Origin of the sequence: Nostoc sp. S13, assembly GCF_029379315.1 — a bacterium.
GTDB lineage: Bacteria > Cyanobacteriota > Cyanobacteriia > Cyanobacteriales > Nostocaceae > Nostoc.
The window spans coordinates 1-24,319 of record NZ_JAQYWQ010000027.1; the positions used below are offsets into that span (position 1 = coordinate 1).

A 24,319-nucleotide genomic window follows, 5' to 3' on the forward strand; every position below is an offset into this window, starting at 1 on the left:
TGTAAGCATTGCCCAAACCGATTAAGGAAGCACCTTCGCCATTGCGTTGGCGAAGTCTCTCCTCTGGAGAATCGCCTATCTGCCTAGATATTTCCAAAGACTGCTGCAAGAACTCAATCGCCCGTTGGCACTGTCCCAGGGACTTGTAAGCATTGCCTAATGAAATGAGAGCAGCCTGATAATTCCAGTTTTCTCTAGCGCCAATTTCTTCCCATTTACTTACCAATTGCCCATATAATTCTACTTCGTCTGCATAATAACCTCGCAAGGTTAAAAAATCATTGCAAATCCAAATACTATCAAAGGCAGAGTTATAATCTTGCAACTGATAAAAGTGATCAAAGATTTCCAAGTATTCTTTAACATCATCTTTTGTTTTCCAAGGCGGTTGTTTAGCAATTGAGCGATAATAATCTATGGCTTTTTGATGCGCCTCACTCTGATCGCCAGCCTGATACCGCACATACTCCAAAATCACGGGCTGAAAATCAAATCGCCGCTTACTATTGAGTTTGTCTACCAACAAAGAACGCTTAACCAGATTCCTCAATTCTTCCTCAATCTCTGGTGCTGAACTTCCCGGCAACATAGCCACTGCTGCTGCACTGTCAACCGCACCACGATAAACACTAATATTCAGCAATAACGCCTTTTGTAACTCATTCAACCGATTAAAACTGGCATCCAACACCAACACCATCCCCACATTTTCCCGGCGATGCACACCTACCACTTGGGGATCTGTCAACAACTGCCGCAAATTCCCTAAACCTAAATCTGCTAATCTGCTTAAATCCGGATCTTGTGAATATTCTTCCTTTAATAAGTCTGCTACCAATCTCAACAGTAGAGGATGCCCATCTACTGATTCCACAAACTGCGTTAAATCTCCCCGAATGCCTAATGCAGTTAACAGTGCTACCCCTTCATCTACTTGCAAACCTTTCAGGGTTAGCCACTCAAAGCCTTTTAATTCTGGTCTTTCCCTGGTGGTGACTATTACCTTACTATTACCGCCATGTTCCACCCATGCTTGGAAAAAGTCGCCGTAAAATAGACTTCCCCATTGTCTATCAGGTTGTAATAAACTCTCCAGGTTGTCAATGATGAGTAAAAATTGCCCAGAACGTAAACACCCAACTAGCGCCTCTACTAACTGCGCTTCTTGTTCTGGAACGGGAAAGCCAAACTCACTGAGGACTTGGCGGGCTAAATCGCTAAAACCTGCCCCATAACTAACATCTGCCCAAAATCGCTTGGGGAAACCGGCAATTTCATCATAAATTTTCGTAGCCAGCATCGATTTACCTGTGCCACCGATGCCTTCTATGCCAATTAGAAAAGTATTTTTATCAGTTAACCATTGCTGTATCTGGGCAATTTCTGTTTTCCGTCCCTGCCAGTAAGCCAAACTTTTGTTAGGGTTCCCTGCTTTGAGAACCCCTGGCGATTCTACTTTCGTACTGCGTTCTAGCCACTCCAATATTTCTTGCTGTTCAGCACCAAAAACAGCAATATTGGTTACTTTGGGTTATCGTATCTCCTAAAGTCATAGGTTGGGTTATTAACGTTACCTGCTGTATTTATTTGTGTACTGTCATCATAAGACTGAGCATTGACATTAGAAGCGCTATTATTTGAACTTGTAGTTGTTTCTTCCCAAATCTTAGCTATTTCCTCTGCAAGTGCTGTATCCGCTTCTAAAATCTTCTTGAGTTGCACTCGCAAACTTGCTTGTAAATCTTCATCCTCTGGCTTTTGCGCCACATCCGTTGCTGCTTCTTTCGCTGCTTCTTTCGCCTCTACTTTGGGATGTAACTTATCCCAAATAGCTTTGGCTTTAATCCAAACATCTTCACCTACTTTTTTAGATGCCCCTTCTACGGCTTTGTTACCCACATTTAACAGAAATGGCAGATAGGGAGCAAGAAATTTAACGAGTAGAGCTATATCCATTGGTTTATGATATCTATATCAGAAATGTACATACATTTTTACTAAGTATATTAACGCTTTTTCCCCTATCACCTTGATTCTTTTACCTTGACGCGAAATTTAGCCCAATCATCTCAATACTGCTCAGTTAAGAAGATTTGTCGCGACTGTTTTAAAAGCAAGTGTAGGCTACGCCTACGCATCTGTGTACTTGATCACGGTGGGACAAAGTTTGAAGTACTCCAACACGATTTTGGAGTACCTCAACACGACTTCGGAGTACTTCAACACGATTTTGGAGTACCTCAACACGATTTCGGAGTACTTCAACACGATTTTGGAGTACTTCAACATGATTTTGGAGTACCTCAACACGATTTTTAAGTACTTCAACATGATTTTGGAGTACCTCAACACGATTTTTAAGTACCTCAACACGACTTCGAGGTATCTGTTGCTTATATAGCAGTCCTAAATCATTCCTGAAAAGTTAGATCCCCGACTTCTTAAAGAAGTCGGGGATCTGGACACTGCGAATTTTCACAAATCAGATAGGATTGCTATAGCAGTCCTAAATCATTCGTGAGAATTTGAGATCGTTTTAACCCCCCTGTAGTTCCCCCTTGGTAATACCGTTTCACGAACGAAATTATTGATACAAATCATTTTTCTTGCTCCCCTGCTTCCCCTGCAACGCCAGCTTCCCCTGCTTGCCAGTTCAGTTAAGCTTTTTTCTCCCTCCCTGCTTCTCTTCCCGAACTGCCCCCTTGCTTTCCTCAACCCAACCTACACCAGAGTGATTCTTTAGGCAAAACCTACGCAGTATTGCCACTCTTCTATGAATGTTTTTCTCTCAGATAACAGGCAGAAATAACAAGAAACCTCCACAGAAGTTTAATTTTTCTCCAAACACAGCAAAACTTCTTCACGCAACAAGAGAAATTTACTCATTCTATTGTTAATTTTTGTAAATTTGATGTCTTCAAAACTAGAAACCTGATATTTAGATAGCTAAACTAACAAACAGTGCATCTGTACTCTTAATTATTAAAAGTAGATGTGGCGCTATAGTCTTAATGATCCCAGTACAACTTGTTCTCAAAAACTTTCTTAGTTACCGTGATGCAACTTTAGATTTTCGCGGTTTGCATACGGCTTGTATTTGCGGTTCCAATGGTGCGGGTAAATCTTCACTTCTGGAAGCAATCACTTGGGCAATTTGGGGTGAAAGCCGCGCCACTGTTGAAGATGATGTGATCTATTCTGGTGCCAAAGAAGTTCGGGTTGATTTTACTTTCCAAAGTAATCAGCAAAAATATCGGGTGATTCGTACTCGAATTCGGGGAGGTACTAGCGTCCTGGAATTTCAAATAGAAATACCATCTGGGTTTCGCTCACTCACTGGCAAAGGGGTAAGAGTAACCCAGGATTTAATTCTAGAACATATCAAGCTGGATTATGATACATTTATTAATTCTGCCTACTTACGTCAAGGTCGTGCCGATGAGTTCATGCTCAAACGCCCCACGGAACGCAAAGAAATTTTAGCGGAGTTGTTGAAACTCAATCAGTATGATGATTTGGAAGAACGAGCCAAGGAATCTTCTCGTCAATTCAAAGCACAGGCGCTAGAGTTAGAGCGTTCTTTAGAGTCGATAAAAATTCAGCTGCAACAACGCCAGACAACCGAAGCGCAAAGAGTCGAGTTAGAAGCCCAACTCAACCAACTGCAACAGGTGCAAGCTTTTGATAATATACAATTACAAAGTTTGCAAGTTGTCCAGCACCAGCGCCAAAATTGGGAACAACAACTCAGCTTTGTGAAGCAGCAATACCAAAATCTTACCCAAGATTGCGATCGCCTGCAACAAGAACAATCAGCTATTGGCTCTCAGCGATCGGATTTAGAAAAAATATTATACCAAGAAGCTGAGATTAAAGCTGGATACGCCCAATATCAAAATCTACAATCTCAAGAAGAAGCCTTTGCTGCCAAATTTGAAGAATATACCCGCGCTGGGCAGACTCGCCAACAAAAGCAACAACAGCTTACCAAACAAATTCACGAAATCGAACGGCAACTGCAACAAGCCCAAGCCCAAATTGAAGCTTTGCAGCAACAAGAGCGAGACATTCAGCAAACTCTGACTAAATCAGGTGAAGTCGAAGCGGCTTTGTCACAACTGGGCGCAGCACGTCACCATGTTGCTCGCTTAGATCAACTGCAAATGCAAGTTACTCCCTTGTTGCAACAACGAGCAACTTTACAAAGCCAACTCGATCGCACTCATGCTGGTTTAGTAGCGCGACTCGAACAACTCCAAAGTACTGAGAACCAATTGCAACGCCAGCAGCGACGACAACCGCAACTGCAACAAGCGGTGATGGATGTAGCAATCCAGATTGAGGAACTGGAGAAAAAGCGGGTTTATCTACAACGAGTCCAAGAAAAAGGGCAAGAAAGGCGGCACTTTATTGAACGTCTGCAAGCTCACCAACGGGATTATGAAAAACTGCTGGGAGAATTAGAGCAAAAATTGCAAATGCTCCAAAATCCTAATGCTCTTTGTCCATTATGTGAGCGTCCACTGGATGAACATCACTGGAGTCGGGTGGTGGAAAAAACCCAGGCTGAGTTAGAAGATACTCAAGGGCAGTTTTGGGTAGTCCGGGAACAAATGGCTGTGTCAGATAGAGAAATTCAGGTACTTAGGCAGGAATATCGGGAAATTTCCCAACAGTTGGCGAGTTATGATGGTTTACGCGAACAACGGGGACAGTTGGCAGCACAGTTAGAAGCTACAACTGATGTCCAAGAACAGTTACAACAAATTGCTGCCGAAAAACAGCATTTAGAGCGATCGCTTCAAGGTGGTGATTACGCTCCCGATAAACAAGCCGAACTCCGGCAACTAGACCAATATCTGCAACAAGTTAATTATAATGAACAAGACCACGCCCTCGCCCGGAGCGAAGTTGAGCGGTGGCGATGGGCAGAAATTAAACAGGGACAAATTAAAGATGCGACTAAGCGACAAGCGCAACTATTAGCCCGAAAACCAGAACTTCAGTCCCAAATTGCTCAATTACAAGCCAGAATCCAGCAGGATCAGACTGATTCGGAATGTGCTAAACAAATTGCGGCTCTTGAGCGTCACATTGCCGAAATTGGCTACAGTTCTGAGCAACACAACAATCTGCGTATGGCTGTCCGCCAAGCTCAATCTTGGCATTTGCGGTATCAACAACTGCTATCAGCCCAGCAGCAGTATCCGCAACTCCAGACGAGATTGCAAGAGTTACAGGACTCCAGAAGCGCCAGATTAACTGAGCGGCAAAAACTCGGTGGACAAATCGAAAGCATTATCCAGCAATTACAAGCAACAGCTAACCCATCTGTCCAAATTCAAGTTCTAGAGCAGCAGTTAGCAATACGCAGACGGCAACTCGATGAGCAAATAACCAAGTTGGGACGTTTAGAACAGCTGGCGCATCAACTGGAAACGCTGCAAATTCAGTATGAACAACAGCAGCAGCAACTACAATCTTGCAAGCAAGAATATCGTGTATATCAGGAATTAGCGCAAGCTTTTGGTAAAAATGGTATCCAAGCACTGATGATTGAGAATGTGTTACCCCAACTGGAAGCCGAGACAAATCAGCTACTTTCGCGGCTGAGTGGGAATCAGTTTCATGTACAATTTATTACTCAAAAAGCTGGACGTAGTGCTAAATCAACCAAGAAAAATGCCAAGCTGATAGACACCCTAGATATTTTAATCGCCGATTCTAGAGGAACACGAGCTTATGAAACTTACTCTGGTGGAGAAGCTTTTAGAATTAACTTTGCCATCCGTTTGGCTTTGGCAAAATTATTAGCGCAACGGGCGGGGGCGGCGTTGCAATTATTAATTGTGGATGAGGGTTTTGGTACACAGGATGCGGAAGGATGCGATCGCTTAATTGCCGCGATTAATGCGATCTCCTCCGATTTTGCCTGCATTCTCACCGTTACCCATATGCCCCACCTCAAAGAAGCTTTCCAAGCCAGGATTGAGGTCAATAAAACTCAGGAAGGTTCGCAGTTGAGTTTATCAATTTAACAAAACAGAATTCAGGAGTCAGGATTACCACCAACTAAAAAATCTTTTAACAATGTTATCGGCAATGTAATTGACTACTTTACCAACACTAGTTTTATCAGTTTCTTGACCTAAAGTTTTTCCAATCTCTTTTCCTAATTCTCCTAGTATAGTACCTCCAATTTTTTCTCCGAGTGCCTCGAAAAAACCCCGCCTCGCTTCATTCTTAGCCTCCTCTGAACGATTTTCCTCTTTCAGAGCATTCACAAAAGTTACCTTTTTATCCTTTGGAAGTGCATAGGTAATTGTTTCCACAAGCGTTATCAAGTTATAGTTTTCATTAGCACATACAGGAATAACGGCTGTACTATCAATACCGAACTTTTTAGCAACGCTCTTACTTTTAGCATCAATGTTTTTTTGCTGCTGATGCCCAGGAACATGATTGGCTATGTCCCACTCTCTAAAGGGTTCAACTTTATCAACCTGATTCAGCACAATGATAAAAGGCTTACCTTGTTCCAAATGAGGCTTAACGATGTTGTGATAAAATTCTTCATCAGAGCTAAAGGCTTTATCGTCTGCTTTGAGAACCCATAGAACTAAATCAAATTCTGGTAAATGTTTAGAGTATAAGTCTTTGTATTCTCGATCCCTTTCTCGACTTTCACCGATACCAGGCAAATCAACTAGTTTGATATTCCCTGAACCTACTCTTACAGAAATTTCCTGAAGCTCTCGTGTACAACTCTCAATATCACTGACAGGCGCAACATCTTTTCCAAAAAGAGCGTTACAGAGGCTTGACTTTCCTACACCTGTCTTGCCGAGAATACCAACTTTTGGCTCATAACTGAGTGTTTGAGAAAGCCAGTGTCTAAGTTGTTCTGCCTTTTCTTGCGGTAGTTGGCTAAACTGACTTAAGCGTTCTAATATGTCTGCCTGAATATTCATAACTAAGTACACTATTCTAAAGAAGCGTTAGATTATAGTGTTCCCGAAATCTATCTCATTTTAATTACCTCTAGCATAATATAGGCAGCTTCTTGTTCTGAATTATGAAGTCGTATTTTTCTTCAATTGTATTTTACCCGTGCATCAAGACCTAATGAGCGAAGCTTTTTCGATAGCGTTTCTGCTTGGGCGCGATCGCTAAATGCCCCAGCATTCACATAATCCCCTAGATTAGATTGCTCCGTGACAGCATTAGGTAGATACTGTTGCACTTTACTCAAAGTATCATTATTGGAAATTGGTACTATTACTCTGTAGGGATTATTAGCAACTAATGTGTTGCCATTGGTAACAGGCATTACATAGTCATTAGTCGGAGGTAATACATCGCGACTAGTCTCAGTTAATACATAATCATTAGTCTCAGCAGAATTGGCTAGATTCGAGCTATTCAACCCTAATGCTTGCCAAGTTTGCCAATCTACATTTCCAGTAGAATTAAGTCGAGAAGATTGCTGGAATGCAATCACAGATTGTCTGGTGTAATCGTTGAAAAAGCCATCAGGATTGGTATTAGAGAAGCCCATCTGCGACAAACGCTCTTGAACTAATCTGACATTTTCTCCCTGATCGCCTACAGTCAGATAATTTCTGCCTGGTTGTTGAGTAGTATATCCAACCGTGGAGGCTCTACGCACTGACTCCAAGGCTTGGGCATTGGCGATGCCATTAACAGGTAAGCGATAATTTCGCTGAAATTGGATCACAGCTTCTCTGGTTATTGGGCCAATCTTCCCAGTGGGATTAGTCTTAAAATAACCTAGCTGCCGCAAACGCACTTGTAATTCTCTCACTTGTTGAGTAGACAGACTTGTTCTGGCTGGAGTCGGAGAGAAACCCAGTAGTTTGTTCCAAGTTTGTCGATTCACAATGCCGTTAGCAGGTATGCGATAATTTCGCTGGAATGCAATTACAGCATCTTTTGTAACTTGTCCAAAATTTCCAGTGGGAGTAGTATTAAAGTAGCCTAACTGTCGTAGACGTTGTTGCAACCTGGTCACGCTTGCACCAGTTTTACCTTGAGAGAGAACAGGATATTGAGCACTTGGCGATGCTTGCGGCAGGCTGCGCCTAGGCAATGCGCCACTGGTATTCCTACTAAAAGTTCTACTCTGACATGCTCCTTGCAAGGCTCGTTGAGTACTAGCACCCACAACGCCATCAGCAGGTATTCTATTGGCTTGCTGGAATTTGATCACAGCATTTTGAGTCAAGGTGGCAAACTTGCCACTCACCGGGCCGTTAAAGTAGCCTAACTTTTTTAAACACCTCTGGCTACTGGTAACTTCAGATCCATTACTTCCTATTTTCTGAAGTCCTAAAGCTTGGCCAGTTATACTTACAAGCCCCATAGTCACTGCGACAGACAAAAGAGGCATTGCCACACCGCTAGATAACTTTTTCCAATTCAAAAATTTGAAATTAGCTACGGTAGGAACAACCTTGACGCTTTCGGATGCCTCGTAGACTGAGGCAAGCTTGGTTAAATAGCTATCTACCCCTGTTTTCACTTGCTTTTTTCAAGTTATTGACTATGCAAAATCATACCATTTGCTCTGTATTATATTTGTTTCTAGTATGATTCTTGACAAAAAATTCCCGAAGCTGATATGAAAGACAAGCTTTTGTCGGGGGAATAATAAGCAATGTAAAGCTTTGGAAGCTTGTTTTCTATTTGCCTGACAAAATTTTTGCTACACCCATCTGGGTTTCATAGCATGAGCAATGCAGATAAATAGTCGGTCTAGTCTTCCATTGAATCGCGGATAATGGTCAAGCTCATGCTCCACGGTATCTACGATATTCGCTTAGTCTTATTTTCCGTTGCGATCGCCATGCTTACGGCTTACACCACACTTGATCTAGCTAGAAGAGTCACAAACGATCAATCACAGCAAAGGTGGCTGCTAGGGGGAGCGATGTCTACGACGGGCTACGCCTACGCTATGGGAATCGGTATTTGGGCAATGCATTTTATTGCTATGCTGGCGTTTAGTCTGCCGATTCCGATTGACTATGACTGGTTAACAGTTTTGATTTCGGTGCTACCTGCAATTTTCGCCTCTGGATTAGCCCTGTACCTAGTTAGCCAGCCAGAATTTGGTATTCTGCGGTTGTTGAGTGGTAGCCTGCTGATGGGCGCAGGGATTAGTGCAATGCACTACATCGGTATGGCTGCTATTCGTTTACCAGCCAAAATGTCTTATGACTTAAATGTAGTTGCACTCTCCATTGCGATCGCTATTCTCATCTCACTGATTGCGCTTTGGCTGGCGTTTAACCTCAGAGCTAATAGTACAGTAAAAGGCCACTTTTTGAGGATTGGCAGTGCAATTCTCATGGGTGCTGCCATTCCCTCAATGCACTACACAGGCATGATGGCTACTCATTTTTCAGTTGTCGAATCGGTCGAGTTTTCGGCAGTTGATACCGCCACAACTTATTGGATAGCTGCGATTATTGGCTTATTCACATTACTGCTTCTAGGATGGACGCTGCTCACATCTTTTTTCAACGAGCAATTGAGTGTTCAACTAGTCAAAACAGCTGATCTTAAAGAAAAGGAAGAATGTCTTAAACAAGCTTTACAAAATTAAGAAGTGCTAGCTGCTCTAGCTCAGTCTCGATCTGAAGAATTAGAGACAGCTATGTTGGCACTTCAGAAAACTCAATTGCAATTTATTCAAGCAGAAAAAATGTCCTCTTTGGGACAAATGGTAGCGGGAATTGCTCATGAGATTAACAATCCTGCTAACTTCATTTATGGAAACCTGTTTCATACGGAAACTTATCTGCGGCAACTCTTAGAATTAATCAACATCTATCAGCAACATTATCCTAAACCAGTGCTTGCGGTTCAAGCAAAAGTAGAGTCTATTGAGCTAGTATTTTTGCGAGAAGATTTACCTAAACTACTCGACTCAATGCAAACCGGAGCCAAACGTATTAAAAATATTGTGGAATCCCTGCGTAACTTCTCTCGTTTAGACGAGGCACAATTGAAGGCTGTAGACATCCACGAAGGGCTTAATTCGACACTGCTTATTCTTCAGAACCGTATTAGTTATGCACAGAATAATCGACCAGAAATTAGTGTAATTAAAGAATATGGTAATTTACCTCTAGTCAATTGCTATCCCGGACAGTTAAACCAAGTTTTTTTCAACATATTGGCAAATGCTATTGATGTGTTGGAAGAAAAGCTGATTGACTTAAAATTAAAGTCCAGTTTTACACCTTTAATTCGGATTAGAACAACTGTTCATCAAATCGGTTGGGTGAGCATTCAGATTTTCGATAATGGTTCTGGTATTAGGGAAGAGGTGCAAAATAAAATCTATGATCCCTTTTTCACAACTAAACCAGTTGGACAAGGAACTGGATTAGGGTTATCAATTAGCTATCAGATTGTCGTTCAAACACATGGTGGTAGGCTCAACTGTATTTCTGCCAAGGGGCAAGGAACTACTTTTCAAATTGAGCTTCCAATTGATACATTGATACATACTTCCTGTTAACTGGTAAAGCAATGTCAAGTAGATCCAGATGAAGTGATTGAGTAGACACATCTGATTTTTAGTCTTGCCTTCCTGTTTGTGATAAATATTGTGGTTCTTCTATTTGCTCTGATTTTTTCGGCTATTGTTTATCAACTTTTTCAGTATTACCTGCTTTTACCCAACCTTCTTGTTGGCTATCTTCCAAACGGATTTTCTGCCAAGATTTATCGTCGCTTTCTGACAAAACAATAATTTTTTGATTAAAAGCAACCCCACCAATACGTTCAGCTTCTTGATTTGGTTGCGATCGCAAACTCAAGCCTTGAGCCCAACTAACACGCCCTCGGTAAGCTCCCGATGGTAATGGTTTTGGTGATGGGGTAGCCTTTGGTGATTCTGTGGGAGTGGAGGTTGGAGACGATTGAGTTTGAGTCCCAGGTTTAAGAGCGGATTTACCTCCTCCAGGCTGAGTTGTTTTTGGAGCTTGGGCTTTCACCGAGGGACTGTCGTTGGAAAAAATGGGTTTGGCAGGGGCTATGCCAGTACGATTCATGAAATAGAGTGCAACCGCAACACCGCCACCGATTAACACAGCGATCGCTAAGAAAAACCCAAGTATAAACTTTGTGAAGCCAGACAACATAGTTAAAATTTGATCATTAGTGGTCAATAGTCAATAGTAATTCATGATTAACTGTTGACTATTAACTAGTAATTATTGACTAACTCATTATTGTAGCTGCCACTGAATGCGTTTACGGAGTCCGCCGGAGGCGATCACTCAAAGGATTGTGTTTCGATGCTAAACGCGCTCTCCCCGCAGCAGCCCATTCTTGAAGTTGCTGAATTTGCTCTACGGCAGTTCGCGCCAAGGGGATGATCTGACTGGCTGCTTCTAAAATATCGTCGGTAGCAAAGTCGCGGTTTTGGCTAAATCCAATATGCATCGCTTCAATTAAAGTTTGCTCAATCTCTGCCCCAGAAAAATCGGGCGTTTCGTATGCTAGCCTGTCGATGTCATAACTTTTCAAGTTATGGAGGCGCAATCGGGATAAATGAACATCATAAATTGCTTTTCTCTCTTCTTGGGTGGGCAAACCCACAAAGAAAATTTCATCAAATCGCCCCTTGCGAAGCATTTCCGGCGGTAAGGCTTGGATGTCGTTGGCGGTGGCGACGACAAACACGGGTGAGCTTTTTTCGGCTAGCCAGTTAATAAAAGTGCCAAACACACGGCTGGCTGTTCCGGCATCACCTTTGCTACCAAGTCCAGCAAAGGCTTTATCTATTTCATCAATCCATAAAATACAGGGAGCGAGAGCTTCAGCTACTTGGATCATTTGGCGAGTCCGAGATTCTGATTCACCCACCAAACCACCAAATAACCTTCCCACATCCAGACGTAGCAAGGGTAAATGCCAGTGATGAGCGATCGCTTTTGCCGTTAACGATTTACCAGTTCCCTGAATACCCACCAACATTAAACCACGGGGGTGCGGTAATCCGTACTGTCGCGCTTTATCAGTAAAGGAGCCTCCCCGGCGAATCAGCCAGTCTTTGAGGTTATCGAGTCCGCCAATATCAGAAATTTGCTCAGTGGCGGGGTAGAAGTCCAGGATTTGGGTTTGGCGGATAGTTTGGCGCTTTTCTTCCAAAACGAGATCCACGTCTTCTGGTTGCAATTCACCGTGGGTAGCGATCGCTTTTGCCAAAACCCGGCGAATCCGTTCCATCGAAAGTCCTTGACAAGAGCGCACCAAGTCATCTAAAACTTTGCCAGAAAGGGAGTTACTAGTGCTTTGCAGTAAGCGTTCTACCTCAGTTTTAATTTCTGGGGCGGCGGGTAAGGGAAACTCGACAACTGTCAGCACTTCGCTTAAGTCGTCAGGGATGGCGATACGCGGCGACAATAGGACAATATTTTTTGGTTGCGACTTCAGAAGCCTGGACAGATTGCGAAGTTTGCGGGCGATCGCTACATCATCTAAAAAGCGATGATAGTCTCGTAGAATCAAAACTGCTGGTGCGGAAGCCGGTAATTTTTCGATAAATTCTAAAGCTTGCAACGGATTACGCCGCCCAAACCCAGCATCATTGGGGTTTCCCTGGTAGCCATCGACAAAATCCCAAGTATACACTGGGCGATTACCCTGGTTGGTTGCTTCTTCCCGGATCGCTGCTTCTACCCGCTCCTCCTCATAGGTGGGAATATAAATCAAGGGGTAGCGGGCACGTAGCAGCAGTTTAAACTCTTCACGAAAGTTCATATATAGCTGTGGTTATTAGTTATTCTCTCATTGTTCTTTCTTTGTATCGCCTCTAACAACTAAAAAACCAACATCTACCAGTTCATAGGGGTTGCTAATGCGATCGCTCTATGTGAGATATTTTTTAAAGGTGTGCGATCGCTAGTTTTGCGTTCAGGAAATTTTTTGAGTCTAGAGTGGGCAAATTGGTTAGGGTACGTTCAATAAACCTCTTACGCCAGCCCACCCATGTATAAAATCTCGGATTTCATTTACACGCGATGTAGGATTTGCCTTGCCGTCCTTAATTTTTAGGATATAACCGAGTTGGTGGAAGTGTGGAATGAGGTTGAGATAATCTTCGCTTTTGACATCATCACTAAAGCCTGGATTTAGCCAATGAATAAATAAATGATATTCTCGCTCTGCGAAGTAGTTAATTGTTTGTGTAACATCGCTTCTGTACTGCATTGAACAAAGAACAATACGTGGACTTTCGGAGTTGATAATCTTGCCGACATAAGTTTCCCGCTCTTCAGGCGACCCACTAATAAGGAAGACATTCACCGACTCTGTATCAGACAACAGCAATTGACGTTGGCGTGTGCCGGTCTTGACAGTCCTTCCAAACAGTGTGTTCCAACTCTCGCTCTTGCCAGCATTTGTGTGACCCAAAACTCCAATCAATAAGCGCTCAGTCATACTTCGATACCAACTATTGCTCTGACTCAACCTAACCTCTGCTTAAAAGCGCCGTCCTCAGCAAATTACCGGAAATCAAGAATCGCGGTTTGAATAGCAGGTTTGCAGAAAGAATAGGCGTATGAGTCGTAACCCAACCAAAATGTACCCTAAGAAAAACTTTCCCTACAACAGAACTCAGTCAGCATCCTTTGAACAATCTAAAAACTATTTAATTACTATTGGCTTGTACTATAGCAATCTTGAATCATTCGTGAGAAACAAGATCCCCGACACTTTTACGAAGTCGGGGATCTGCGGGTTGCAATTCTCACAAATCAAATAGGATTGCTATATAAGTATTTAATAAAATATAAAACAATAAGCCTGTGTAGACAGGCTTAGTTCGTGTAGGCGCAGACTTAAGTTTGACGGAATTACCAAATTACTACCCTGGAAGTTGCTTTTTCAGTGCTTCCAGAGAAGCCCAACGGTGATCAATTGGAGTTTCAGAACTATCAGAACTATCAACAGTACTACTTACAGGAATACCTGGACAATTGCGATCGCACAGTTGACGCTGGGGTACTGCCAAGCACATCTGCTCATACAGCCATTCGTTAGGATAAAAATAACCATCGGGCGGTAGAGTTTCAAGCAATTCTTCCAGAACCACTTCCCTTTCTAAAGGCAAGTCATTTAGCTGATTTGCAGTTTCGTCCAACCAGATGATTTCCTTGGTATCAAGCCCTAAACGTCGATTGTATTGCTGCAAACATCGGTTACAGGTACAAGTAATAATTGTTTCTGCCTGACTAGACACTTCCAAGTAATTGCCATGATGCTGCACGCGCACATGACCGCGAATCGGTGTCAACGTTTCCAGACCAGGCAGAAATTCCTTAACCTGAACTTCCTCTGTCCGCTCCGGGGCTTGGGTTAGCTGCGGAATATAAATTGCGTCCATAGGATTCGTGAGACATTCTCACTAAAATTTACCTTGATTATCAGCAATTATACTGATACTACCTCTTTATTTTAGCTCTTACGAACAAGAGAAATTTTGAAACTATATGGTTATGAGTTTTCAATTAACTCCTAACTCTGCCAATTTTAGATTTTGAATTTTGGATTGAATAAAAAATCTAAAATCCAAAATTGAATGGCTTCTAACTCCCAACTCCTTCTAACGAAGCCGGACGGACAACCAGATGACGATGCGGCTCTTTACCGCGACTAAAGGTTTCCAAATCTCCAAATTCCTTCAAGAAGGTATGGATTTGACGCCGTTCAGCAGAACTGAGGGATTTGATTTCTACTTCTCTACCAGAAAAGCGCACTTCATCGGCTGCTGCTTCTGCTAATGCGCGAATTTCGGCTTCTCTTTTGACTCGGTAGCCATTCAACTCAATAGTGTAAGAGGCTTGTTCTTCGGGGGGTTGGCTAAGGTTTAGAACTGAATTTGCTAGATACTGAATCGCATCTAGCACAGAACCATCGGCACCAATTAATACTTGGATATGTTCTGAGGTCAAGTTGGTTTGGTCAATTGTTAACCAGTAGTTATCTGGTTCTGGGGAATCGCCGTCTTGAGATTGGGCAGTTTCTAAATGACCCTGAATCTCAGCAGGTATCCCAGTGAGTTCCAGCAGTGTTTTTAACCACTGCTGACCTCGCTGCATCGGAATGTTACTCATGATCCCCCTGTTGCCTTTTTCTTAGAACTTTTCGGTTCAAAGGGCAATGCTTTTTGTTCTGTGACTGCTGCTTCTTTCTCCTGGGTTTCTACGATTTTTTGCAGTTCTTCTGATAGAGGTTCGCGTGAGAGAAGATAAGTTTGTGCGGTTTGGAAAATATTACCAATCACCATATACATCAGCACCCCAGCTGGTAAGGGGAAGAACAAAAACATCCCAGAAAAGATGACTGGGGTGATTTTGTTAACTGTATCCTGCTGCGGATTGCCACCACTGGAATTTTGCCCAGAAAGCATTTGGCTAACATAAAGGCTGATTCCAAAAAAGACAATCATGGCGACAATATCCCAGTGGATTGTGCCATCTGGATCATTTGCCCCAACCCTGCCTAAGGCATCAATGAATAAAAAGCCTTTGTCTGCTGCTAGTCCAGGAATTGTTCCTTGAATGTTAACTTCTCCGGGCTGCAAGGCTTGGACATTGCCCTGGGCATCAATTTTGATCCGATCTTCCCCTTTGGTGACTTTCCAATCAGGAATCAGCTTATTTTCTGGGTGTTCTGCTAAGAGTACCTGAAATGGTTTGCCCTCAACGGTCTGATATTGTATCTTAGTATGTTCTCCTACCGCTAGTTTGTTACCACTGGGAAGGATTGCAGCTACTTTAACGTGTTCGCCATCGGCAACGTAAATATTTTGAGGAGCTGTGGCAAAGGCTTGTGGTTGAATTTGTTCGATTTGTTCTGCGGGAAAAATTTCCAGGTTAACGCTGTAGTTCGCACCTGCAAAAGGCGAACCCCGCAAAGTAGCAAATAGCGCTAACAAGACTGGCATTTGTACTAGTAATGGAAAACAACCTGCCAAAGGGTTGCCAAATTCTTTTTGAACATTGACCATTTCCTCCTGCTGCTTTTGCGGATCATCCTTATAGCGCTCTTTGATAGCTGCCATCCGCTTTTGCATTAGAGGTTGTACAATTCGCATTTTCCGCATATTGCGAATTGAGCCAGCACTCAGGGGATAGAGCGCAAAGCGGACTATCAGTGTCAAAGCAACGATCGCTAATCCGTAGCTAGGCACTATACCATAGAAAAAATCTATGATTGGCAGCATCACGTTGTTCGAGAGAAAGCCGATACCAAAATCCATTATTCTGAATTCAACCTGAGGTACTGTAAACTGAATCTAATTTATCTAAATCATCATTTGTCGGCGACTATCTTTCGCTACGGATAGCCGCACATTTCCAAAAATGGGGAGTGGGGAGTTGGGAGTGGGGAGTGGTATGTAGTTTTTGGTAAGTGAAAAGTTTTTAATTTGGATTTGGGATTTTATCTGAGTAAATTTTGTATTCACTACTCCCTATTCCCTATTCCCTACTCCCTACTCCCTACTCTGATCACTTGTTCGCGGCGGCGCTATATTCGGGATTTTTCGCAGCAATTCTTTCGTTGATGTAGTCATAGACTTCCCGAAATTTGGGAATTGCACGCAATTCGAGGCGACTGCCGTTTTTTAGGGTTAGCACCATATCTCCCCAAAAGCCAATGCCACGGGGAACTTTGACGATTTTGACAATTTCTGAGTAAATTACGTCAGTGCGATCGCGCCCCTGCCAACCTCCGATCACAGTAATTCGGCGATCGGTGATCCGGAAACGCAGCCACAATGCCCTGACGATTGCCCCGACTGTTAATGGTATCCCGACAATGGTTAGCCCAATCAGCAGGTTGATAATTAAATCCCCACGATGGGGGCCACCTTCATAATATACGTCTTCACGAATTCCCATCGAACACCTCAGCTTGTGCCAACAACTGCTCTAATTCTTGCAGAAATTGTGGGCTTACGCACTTAGATTCTGCTGCTATGGGTTTGACAATGACCACTAGCCGCCATCCTGGTGATAATTTTGGCAGCAAATTATGTAAAGCAGCAGTAATTTGCCGTTTGATTCGGTTGCGAACCACTGCCCTTTTGCTGACTTTTGTGCTTATGGAAATACCAATGCGCGTGCTGGCAAGATGTGCTAAGTCAGTTGCTTGCGTAGTTTGGGTGGCAGTGTCTACAGAAGGTTTTGTTGAATATAACGGTTTTAAGGCTCTCAATGTTAAATAAGAGCCATGACGCCGAATTCCCTCCCGGAAAACTGCCTGGAAATCCTTGCGGGATTTTAGCCGATTTGCTTTGGGCAAAGCCACAGATGCTCTTTTAGCTTGGTATGCCCTAAACGCTCAGACGGTGACGCCCCTTTCTTCTCCTAGCGCTAATCACATTTCTGCCGTCTGGTGTCCGCATTCTGGCGCGAAAACCAGAGGTTCTTTTTCTCTTACGGCTAGTCCCGCCCAGTGTTCTTTTCATACATTTCTCCTCTTAGGTGATTTTTATAAAAACTCACAATCTCCTATTTTATCACTTTATTAGGTAATTGTGAATTGGGCAATTCAATTTTGGTGAAGCAGCGCGGTGAGCCAGGCGCCTTGGGCGGGTTTGCCGACTTGTCCCTTGCGCGTCTCCCCTTGGGAGAAGCATTTGGCGTGGTTTCCCCCATGAGCGACTACTGTTAGCGTAGCGGTAGCGACGTAGGAGCGTCACCCGTCCCTTGCGCGTCTCCCCTTGAGTGGGAGAAGGAGATTGACGATAGCGCCACGGAGAGCGAGTCAGACGCTCTCTACCAGACGTGCAAGGGAAGGGGACTCGCTAACGCTTTGCTATCGAGCGTTTTTTGAATTAAATTTCAATTCTTTAATCCAAAATCTAAAATCTAAAATCTAAAATTCTTACTCCCCACTCTTAATCGATGCTGATAATCCATGTTCCCTCGTAACGCAGTAGTGGTACATCGCCAGGAGAGAGTACTTGACAGTTGAAATAATAAACTCCGCCGAAGGCTGGGTTTTTCACGTTAGATAAGACTAGCTCAACTGGGCTACCTGCTGGCACCGGCTCTTGGGGAAAAATATTAATCAGCTTACCTTCTTTGTCCCACTTCACCTCAGAAAGCGGAACTGCTTTGCCTTTGACTCGAACTTCAATATTTTTCGGGTCAAAAGTTCCTTTGTAATAATCAGGGTAGGTAATGGCAAATTGACCAACTGCTAATTTCATTCTTTTGGCTGGAATCCTCAATATGTATCGATCCCAACCATTAGCTTGTCCACCAAAATCTAACCGAAAGGGCAACTGATTTTCGCCTTTGACACCGCTAAACAGCGTCAATCCAGGTAAGCTTTGCGCCCAAGTCAGGGCTGGGAATCCAGTAAGCAAAAAACTAGTCGCGGCTAAAGCAGAAAGTAAACGTCGCATAATTGGGCTTCCTCTACCAAAATGTAAATCTGTTATCTAAAATAACTGTGTGTTAGTATTCTTTACTAAACTTTACTACTGACTTCTTGACAATGGACGTTAAATTGCAATAAAAAGTGCCATCTTCTGTGAAGTTGGGCGACAGTAAAATTACTTAGTAGTAAAGTTAACATATAATCAAATTACTTCATTACCCTTGTAGAGTCCTGATTTGATTACTAACTTGGTCAAATTTGAACTAGATAGAAACACAGTTAGGATTAGATTGTGTTTCCAAATATGTATAAGTGTATCTAAATTTGAGAATTTTGTTATAAAAATTGAGCCGCATCATCAGCGATCGCCACTTAACTTGCGCTAAATTGATTAAAATAAGTTTGAATCAAAGTCGTAATCCTTAAAATTTGATTGGGAAATTATAAAGCTTTCAAAATTTGATCAATATTACTCTATAAGGAAGGAATAGCAAAATTTCTCAGTCCCTAAAACAAGCTGAAGATAAAAATGCAAAATTTGGGAATGATCAATTTAGGATGTGCAATACGTGACCCTGTTTGCAACTATCTGAAAATATGACCTCTGCGAGCGGCAAAGCGGAAATTCTGAGCGGAGGCAACCTCCGCTCAGAACTTTACAAGAAAGTCAGGCTTTGCCTGGAGAGCTAAGATTGGGAGAGGAAAGATTCAAGGTTCAATCTACCAGTAAAATTCATGGCTGATGTTCCTGCCTAAATACTATGACTGCGGGACACCCCTGATTTGGACAATCGCTTACTTGGCAGAGATTTAAGTATTTATCTTCAGGAGATTTCATGAGAATAGCAGTTGCTAAAGAGATTGAAGTTTGTGAACGTCGTGTGGCATTAATTCCTGACACTGTTGCCCGATTGGTAAAACAAGGTTTGGAAGTCTGGGTAGAAACAGGTGCAGGAGAGCGAGCTTTTTTCAACGATTCTGCCTATGAAGCAGCAGGGGCTACAATAATCAGCGATACTACCAAATTATGGGGCGAAACAGATATTCTGCTGAAAGTTAGCCCACCGCAAGAACGAGAAGATGGACGCTCAGAAATTGAATTACTCCGGGAAGGGGCTGTTTTAGTCAGCTTTCTCAATCCCTTGGGAAATCCTGTTGTGGCACAGCAACTAGCAAATCGGAAAATCACAGCCTTGAGTATGGAAATGATTCCCCGTACTACCAGGGCGCAAAGTATGGATGCTTTGTCCTCGCAAGCTTCATTAGCAGGTTACAAGGCAGTATTAATTGCCGCAGCTGCATTACCGAAATATTTCCCGATGTTAACCACAGCCGCAGGCACGATCGCTCCAGCCAAAGTATTTATTATGGGTGCTGGTGTAGCCGGATTGCAAGCGATCGCCACCGCCAGACGCTTGGGAGCAGTAGTAGAAGCCTTTGATATTCGTCCCGCCGTTAAAGAAGAAGTGCAAAGCTTAGGGGCAAAATTCGTTGAAGTCAAATTAGACGAAGAAACCGTCGCCGCAGGTGGTTACGCCAAGGAAATTTCTGAGGCTAGCAAACAACGTACCCAAGAAGTTGTCGCCGAACACGTCAAAAATTCTGATATTGTTATTACCACCGCCCAAGTTCCTGGCAGACAAGCACCACGGCTTGTTACAGAAGAAATGGTGGCACAAATGAAACCAGGTTCAGTGATTGTGGATTTAGCTGCTGACCAGGGTGGTAACTGCGCCTGCACCGAACCCGGCAAAGATATTGTGTGGAACGGTGTAACAATTATCGGCCCAATCAATCTCCCATCATCGATGCCAATTCATGCCAGCCAATTGTATGCCAAGAACGTAACATCGTTGATTCAACTGCTGATTAAAGACAAAGCTTTGCAGGTTGATTTTAGCGACGACATCGTTGATGCAGCTTGCGTTACCCACGCTGGTGAAATTCGCAATCAACGAGTGCGGGATGCCCTACAAGCATTGAGCGGCGTTGGAGCAAGTTAGTAGCCAAATTACCATAAGGAGTTTTGATTTCATGACAGAGGCATTACTTGCTGCTTTGTTTGTATTTGTTTTGGCATCTTTTATCGGCTTTGAAGTCATCAACAAAATACCACCGACTCTACACACGCCTTTAATGTCAGGCTCAAACGCGATTTCTGGGATTGCGGTACTTGGAGCAATAGTTGCTGCTGGTGCGAGAGAGACGAATGTATCAGTAATTCTTGGTTTGATTGCTGTGGTACTCGCAACAGTCAACGTTGTGGGTGGTTTTTTAGTGACAGACAGAATGTTGCAAATGTTCAAAAAGAAGGAGATTAAGGCGTGAGCGACTTTTTACCAACTGGCATTCAGCTGACGTATTTAGTCGCTGCATCGTTATTTATTTTGGGCTTGAAAAAGCTGGGATCACCTGCTACAGCAAGGAACGGTAATCTTGTCGCGGCTGTGGGGATGCTGCTGGCGATCGCAGCGACAATGCTGGATCAGCATGTGTTGAACTACGAGATGATATTGTTGGGCTTGGCGATTGGATCGGGAATTGGTGCGATCGTTGCCTACAAAGTCCAAATGACCGAAATGCCCCAAATGGTGGGTTTACTCAACGGTTTGGGCGGTGCAGCTTCGGCATTAGTAGCTGTTGCGGAATTCTGGCGGTTGTTAGATAGTTCTCAGGCGATACCGTTAGATGTCAACATTTCCATACTATTGGACGTGTTAATCGGTGGTATTACCTTCACAGGTAGTTTTTTAGCCTTTGCGAAATTGCAAGGTTTAATCAGTGGTTCCCCGATTACATTTCCTTTCCAGCAACCATTTAACCTCTTGCTTCTGGGTGCTTATATAGTAGGCAGTGCCTATTTAATTATCACACCAAATAGCTTACCCATATTCTTGGGAGTGGTTGGCGTTTCATTGGTGCTGGGCGTGATGTTCGTCATCCCGATTGGTGGCGGCGATATGCCAGTGGTAATCTCGCTGTTAAACTCGTTGTCAGGTGTGGCGGCGGCGGCTGCTGGGTTCGTGGTGATGAACAATATGTTAATCATCGCTGGGGCTTTGGTGGGAGCATCTGGGTTAATCCTCACCGAGATTATGTGTAAGGCGATGAACCGCTCCTTATTTAGTGTGCTGTTCAGCGCTTTTGGTACAGGTTCTAGTTCTGGTGGTGCTGCTGCTAGTGGTGGTGCAACTGATCAAACCGTCCGCAGCATCGATCCCGAAGAAGGGGCGATGATGTTGGGTTATGCCCGTTCTGTGGTAATTGTGCCTGGTTATGGTATGGCAGTTGCTCAAGCGCAACATAGCGTCCGGGAATTGTCAGATCAGCTAGAACGGATGGGCGTTGATGTCAAGTACGCCATTCACCCTGTTGCTGGGAGAATGCCGGGGCATATGAATGTGTTACTGGCAGAGGCAAATGTGCCTTATACGCAGTTGTACGACATGGAAGATATTAATCCCCAGTTTGAGCAAGCGGATGTGGCTTTAGTAATTGGGGCAAATGATGTGGTAAATCCGGCGGCGCGGAGTGATACAAATAGCCCGATTTATGGTATGCCGATTTTGGAAGTAGATCGGGCAAAGCAGACTATTGTGATTAAGCGCGGGATGAGTACGGGTTTTGCCGGGGTAGATAATGAGTTGTTCTACAAAGATAAAACTACGATGCTTTTTGGTGGTGCTAAGGATATGGTGTCGAAGTTGGTTTCGGAAGTGAAGCAACTTTAACGAACCGCCAAGCCGCCAAGAAATAATTTAGAGAGTTAGCTTGCCTTGGGGGCTTGATGTTCCTGAAGCAAGTTTTTTTTGTTGGTAAATAGGCAGGTATCAACAGCTTTTTTATCACTTATATTAATAACTTTATAATTAGGGTAAATAGGAAATAGTTTGTAATGGTCTCTAAATGTTGGTAATTCTAATTTTGCTTTTAATACGGGATAATTTAATGCAGCAAACTTTTTCTTTTTATTCCAATAGTTCCAGAGAGCAAATGCTAAAATTAAACCGCTTATATAGTCTCTAAATTCAAAATTATGAAATAAATAAATTATATTTTTCGATAAAATTTGGAGGTAAGTTTCAATCCAAGAGTACAAGCTAACACTACTCATTTTCCCAAATATAGTGATTTTCAATTTTACTACAGACTAAAGTCTCTCACGTAAGTGCAACTACCCGCATTGCATGATTGTAACTTCTGTTGAAAGTTTTCTCCCGACATAACGTAAACTGGAAAATCTTGCCCACTGCTAGCGCTATAGACCACTATTAAGTGAGTTGCATTTATCCTTTGTCCTTCTGAAATCCAGTCAGGAATATCATTTTGATTTGCTTTCATCTTTATTTAAATCACCTTGTTAGTATTTTTGTACCATAAATGTATACACGAAAAAGTAATCTGTCAAGTAGGACAATAGACAAATAGAAACCTAATCGCCTGATTCTAATCCGAAAACAAAAAGCGATCGCCTTGCAAAATCTGCACAGTGCGTAGGCGAAGCCCGCCAAAGGCATCGCCCTCTTCCTCCTTTGCACCTTTGCGTGAGAGAAAAAAGCGATCGCCACTCATGCACCAACGTGCGATCGCTCTCTTCTGACTCTGTGTTCTCTACGCCTGGAGTGGTTCGTTAAAAAGAGCGATCGCTAAGATATTGTGTGAGCAATATTTAAGACAACAGCTAATGCTTGAGAAACAAGTTGCATTTTTGAGTCGGAGAGTTGACCTAGTTTTCTGACTAATCTTGTTTCTGAAACTGAACGTATTTGAAAAGTATCTACACCAGAAGCTTTGGCTAAACTGTTCTCTGTGCTTGGTTCCAGCCGCACCATTCAAGGTCTAACAGCATATCTTTCTTTCCAATCTGTAACTGGGACAATAACCTTCAAAGGCAATATTCCAATAGCATCATCATTGACTATGATACAAGGACGTTTTTTGCTAATTTCTATCCCTACTGTTGGATCTAAATTAACTAACCAGACTTCACCTCTGTACATAATTTCCTGAGTTGTGAAAGTCTTAATCTGGATAGTCGCAAAAGTCTTCTTCCTCTAAGTCAGAGAATATATTTAATTCACTACCAGGTGCATAATCTGCAATAGCTGTCATTGCGGCTAATGTTAATTGGCATTTTTGCTCATCTTTGGTAAGTGAGTGTTTTTCTTGAAGAACCAATTGCAGGGCTGATTCAGCTATCTTTAGGCGATCGCTTATGCTCAGGTTTGGGAGTGCTTGGAGAATTTCTTTAGTTTCCATATAAATTCATAGAGCAACTTATATTACTAATGGTAGTGAAATTATGATAAGCGATCGCCTGCAAAAATCTCCACAGTGCATAGGCAAAGCCCGCCAAAGGCATCGCTCCTTCTTGCTTTGCGCCTCTGCGTGAGATAAAAAAGCGATCGCCTGCAAAATATTCACCGTGCGTAGGCGTTCGCCTAGCGTTCCGCAGGAAAGCCCGCCGCAGGCATCGCTCTGCAATATAATTAAGACTGCGGTGTAATACTGCGCGGATCAACAACTACAATTGCAGAAAAACGTTAATCTTCTGCATCATGCTTTGTTAATTTTCTAATTATCATTCGATGAAATATAAATAATAAACAACTTATTAGTTCATTTCTCTTATAGCGTTTCCTAAGCAACTGAGGTACACGCAAATCTTGTTTACCAAGGTTAGTAGCTTTAAAAACATACCTCACCAGGTCGGGAACCGCTATATAATATATATAAAATTTGTGTATTAACTCAAGTTGCGGGTTATCAAGTTCAAAATATGTATGCACCATCCATAGGCGTTGGCATAGCCCCTCTACGAGAAGCCCGCCGTCCGCGAGTACGTCTCGTAAAGAAGGGATAGCCATGCATCAATGCGACTGAG

The 24,319-nt window shown here is 43.0% G+C and carries 24 protein-coding genes and 1 pseudogene; 6 read left to right on the top strand and 19 right to left on the bottom strand.

Annotated elements, in window-relative coordinates:
• Positions 1–1,483: NB-ARC domain-containing protein (locus PUQ00_RS11330; protein WP_300416142.1), on the bottom strand; the 1,483-nt coding region annotated here is incomplete at its 3' end.
• A gap of 38 nt (positions 1,484–1,521) precedes the next feature.
• Positions 1,522–1,956, bottom strand: coding sequence for a hypothetical protein (locus tag PUQ00_RS11335; RefSeq protein ID WP_300416144.1), 435 nt, complete (start codon positions 1,954–1,956; stop codon positions 1,522–1,524).
• Positions 1,957–3,011: 1,055 nt separating this feature from the next.
• Here PUQ00_RS11335 and PUQ00_RS11340 point away from each other — a divergent pair.
• Positions 3,012–6,038: an SMC family ATPase gene (locus PUQ00_RS11340; protein WP_300416146.1), complete on the top strand. Its 3,027-nt coding sequence runs from the start codon at positions 3,012–3,014 to the stop codon at positions 6,036–6,038.
• A gap of 24 nt (positions 6,039–6,062) precedes the next feature.
• Here PUQ00_RS11340 and PUQ00_RS11345 read toward each other — a convergent pair whose 3' ends face one another.
• Both PUQ00_RS11345 and PUQ00_RS11350 read right to left on the bottom strand, forming a co-directional pair.
• Complete coding sequence (locus PUQ00_RS11345) at positions 6,063–6,971, bottom strand: GTPase (protein WP_300416148.1); 909 nt, start codon at positions 6,969–6,971, stop codon at positions 6,063–6,065.
• 122 nt (positions 6,972–7,093) lie between these two features.
• Positions 7,094–8,542 (bottom strand): peptidoglycan-binding protein, encoded by a 1,449-nt coding sequence (locus PUQ00_RS11350; protein ID WP_300416150.1) that lies wholly within the window; start codon positions 8,540–8,542, stop codon positions 7,094–7,096.
• Positions 8,543–8,800: 258 nt separating this feature from the next.
• On the opposite strand from PUQ00_RS11350, the gene PUQ00_RS11355 reads away from it, so the two are divergent.
• Positions 8,801–9,628 carry an MHYT domain-containing protein gene (locus PUQ00_RS11355; RefSeq protein ID WP_300416152.1) on the top strand — a complete coding sequence of 276 codons (828 nt, stop codon included), beginning with the start codon at positions 8,801–8,803 and terminating at the stop codon, positions 9,626–9,628.
• A 3-nt stretch (positions 9,629–9,631) separates the two neighbouring features.
• Complete coding sequence (locus PUQ00_RS11360; RefSeq protein ID WP_300416154.1) at positions 9,632–10,549, top strand: ATP-binding protein; 918 nt, start codon at positions 9,632–9,634, stop codon at positions 10,547–10,549.
• Between the two features lie 121 nt (positions 10,550–10,670).
• Here PUQ00_RS11360 and PUQ00_RS11365 read toward each other — a convergent pair whose 3' ends face one another.
• From PUQ00_RS11365 to PUQ00_RS11410, 10 genes are all read right to left on the bottom strand, one after another.
• A complete protein-coding gene (locus tag PUQ00_RS11365; RefSeq protein ID WP_300416156.1) occupies positions 10,671–11,174 on the bottom strand; it encodes an SH3 domain-containing protein in 504 nt (167 codons plus the stop codon).
• 112 nt (positions 11,175–11,286) lie between these two features.
• Complete coding sequence (locus PUQ00_RS11370; protein WP_300416158.1) at positions 11,287–12,798, bottom strand: AAA family ATPase; 1,512 nt, start codon at positions 12,796–12,798, stop codon at positions 11,287–11,289.
• A gap of 189 nt (positions 12,799–12,987) precedes the next feature.
• Positions 12,988–13,479 carry a hypothetical protein gene (locus PUQ00_RS11375; RefSeq protein ID WP_300416160.1) on the bottom strand — a complete coding sequence of 164 codons (492 nt, stop codon included), beginning with the start codon at positions 13,477–13,479 and terminating at the stop codon, positions 12,988–12,990.
• 427 nt (positions 13,480–13,906) lie between these two features.
• A complete protein-coding gene (locus tag PUQ00_RS11380) occupies positions 13,907–14,425 on the bottom strand; it encodes a YceD family protein (RefSeq protein WP_300416162.1) in 519 nt (172 codons plus the stop codon).
• Positions 14,426–14,627: 202 nt separating this feature from the next.
• Entirely contained in the window at positions 14,628–15,155 is a 528-nt protein-coding gene (locus PUQ00_RS11385; protein ID WP_300416164.1) for a R3H domain-containing nucleic acid-binding protein, read from the bottom strand.
• Positions 15,152–16,303 carry a membrane protein insertase YidC gene (yidC, locus tag PUQ00_RS11390; RefSeq protein ID WP_300416166.1) on the bottom strand — a complete coding sequence of 384 codons (1,152 nt, stop codon included), beginning with the start codon at positions 16,301–16,303 and terminating at the stop codon, positions 15,152–15,154. The genes PUQ00_RS11385 and yidC overlap by 4 nt, the downstream gene beginning before the upstream one ends.
• A gap of 250 nt (positions 16,304–16,553) precedes the next feature.
• On the bottom strand, positions 16,554–16,946 hold the full coding sequence (locus PUQ00_RS11395; RefSeq protein WP_300416168.1) for a PH domain-containing protein: 393 nt from the start codon (positions 16,944–16,946) through the stop codon (positions 16,554–16,556).
• A complete protein-coding gene (gene rnpA, locus PUQ00_RS11400; RefSeq protein WP_300416169.1) occupies positions 16,933–17,355 on the bottom strand; it encodes a ribonuclease P protein component in 423 nt (140 codons plus the stop codon). Before rnpA ends, PUQ00_RS11395 begins: the two co-directional genes overlap by 14 nt.
• 25 nt (positions 17,356–17,380) lie before the next feature.
• A complete protein-coding gene (rpmH, locus tag PUQ00_RS11405) occupies positions 17,381–17,515 on the bottom strand; it encodes a 50S ribosomal protein L34 (RefSeq protein WP_094327629.1) in 135 nt (44 codons plus the stop codon).
• A gap of 432 nt (positions 17,516–17,947) precedes the next feature.
• The gene (locus PUQ00_RS11410) at positions 17,948–18,460 is read right to left on the bottom strand and encodes a DUF2808 domain-containing protein (protein WP_300416171.1); all 513 of its coding nucleotides are present in this window, start codon (positions 18,458–18,460) and stop codon (positions 17,948–17,950) included.
• Between the two features lie 811 nt (positions 18,461–19,271).
• On the opposite strand from PUQ00_RS11410, the gene PUQ00_RS11415 reads away from it, so the two are divergent.
• Genes PUQ00_RS11415 through PUQ00_RS11425 form a run of 3 tightly spaced genes read left to right on the top strand, consistent with a single transcriptional unit; the run spans position 19,272 to position 22,166 of the window.
• The gene (locus PUQ00_RS11415) at positions 19,272–20,438 is read left to right on the top strand and encodes a Re/Si-specific NAD(P)(+) transhydrogenase subunit alpha (protein WP_300416173.1); all 1,167 of its coding nucleotides are present in this window, start codon (positions 19,272–19,274) and stop codon (positions 20,436–20,438) included.
• A 31-nt stretch (positions 20,439–20,469) separates the two neighbouring features.
• Positions 20,470–20,763 (top strand): NAD(P) transhydrogenase subunit alpha, encoded by a 294-nt coding sequence (locus tag PUQ00_RS11420; RefSeq protein ID WP_229547018.1) that lies wholly within the window; start codon positions 20,470–20,472, stop codon positions 20,761–20,763.
• Complete coding sequence (locus PUQ00_RS11425) at positions 20,760–22,166, top strand: NAD(P)(+) transhydrogenase (Re/Si-specific) subunit beta (RefSeq protein WP_300416175.1); 1,407 nt, start codon at positions 20,760–20,762, stop codon at positions 22,164–22,166. Before PUQ00_RS11420 ends, PUQ00_RS11425 begins: the two co-directional genes overlap by 4 nt.
• A 35-nt stretch (positions 22,167–22,201) precedes the next feature.
• On the opposite strand, the gene PUQ00_RS11430 is transcribed toward PUQ00_RS11425, so the two are convergent.
• The 5 genes and pseudogenes from PUQ00_RS11430 to PUQ00_RS11450 form a co-directional block, all read right to left on the bottom strand.
• A complete protein-coding gene (locus PUQ00_RS11430) occupies positions 22,202–22,549 on the bottom strand; it encodes a hypothetical protein (protein WP_300416178.1) in 348 nt (115 codons plus the stop codon).
• 332 nt (positions 22,550–22,881) lie between these two features.
• Entirely contained in the window at positions 22,882–23,007 is a 126-nt protein-coding gene (locus PUQ00_RS11435) for a hypothetical protein (RefSeq protein ID WP_300416180.1), read from the bottom strand.
• Positions 23,008–23,081: 74 nt separating this feature from the next.
• Positions 23,082–23,435: pseudogene (locus tag PUQ00_RS11440) on the bottom strand (type II toxin-antitoxin system PemK/MazF family toxin).
• A 22-nt stretch (positions 23,436–23,457) separates the two neighbouring features.
• The gene (locus tag PUQ00_RS11445) at positions 23,458–23,694 is read right to left on the bottom strand and encodes a hypothetical protein (RefSeq protein ID WP_300416182.1); all 237 of its coding nucleotides are present in this window, start codon (positions 23,692–23,694) and stop codon (positions 23,458–23,460) included.
• Positions 23,684–23,959 carry a hypothetical protein gene (locus PUQ00_RS11450; RefSeq protein WP_300416184.1) on the bottom strand — a complete coding sequence of 92 codons (276 nt, stop codon included), beginning with the start codon at positions 23,957–23,959 and terminating at the stop codon, positions 23,684–23,686. Before PUQ00_RS11450 ends, PUQ00_RS11445 begins: the two co-directional genes overlap by 11 nt.
• Positions 23,960–24,319 lie beyond the last annotated feature (360 nt).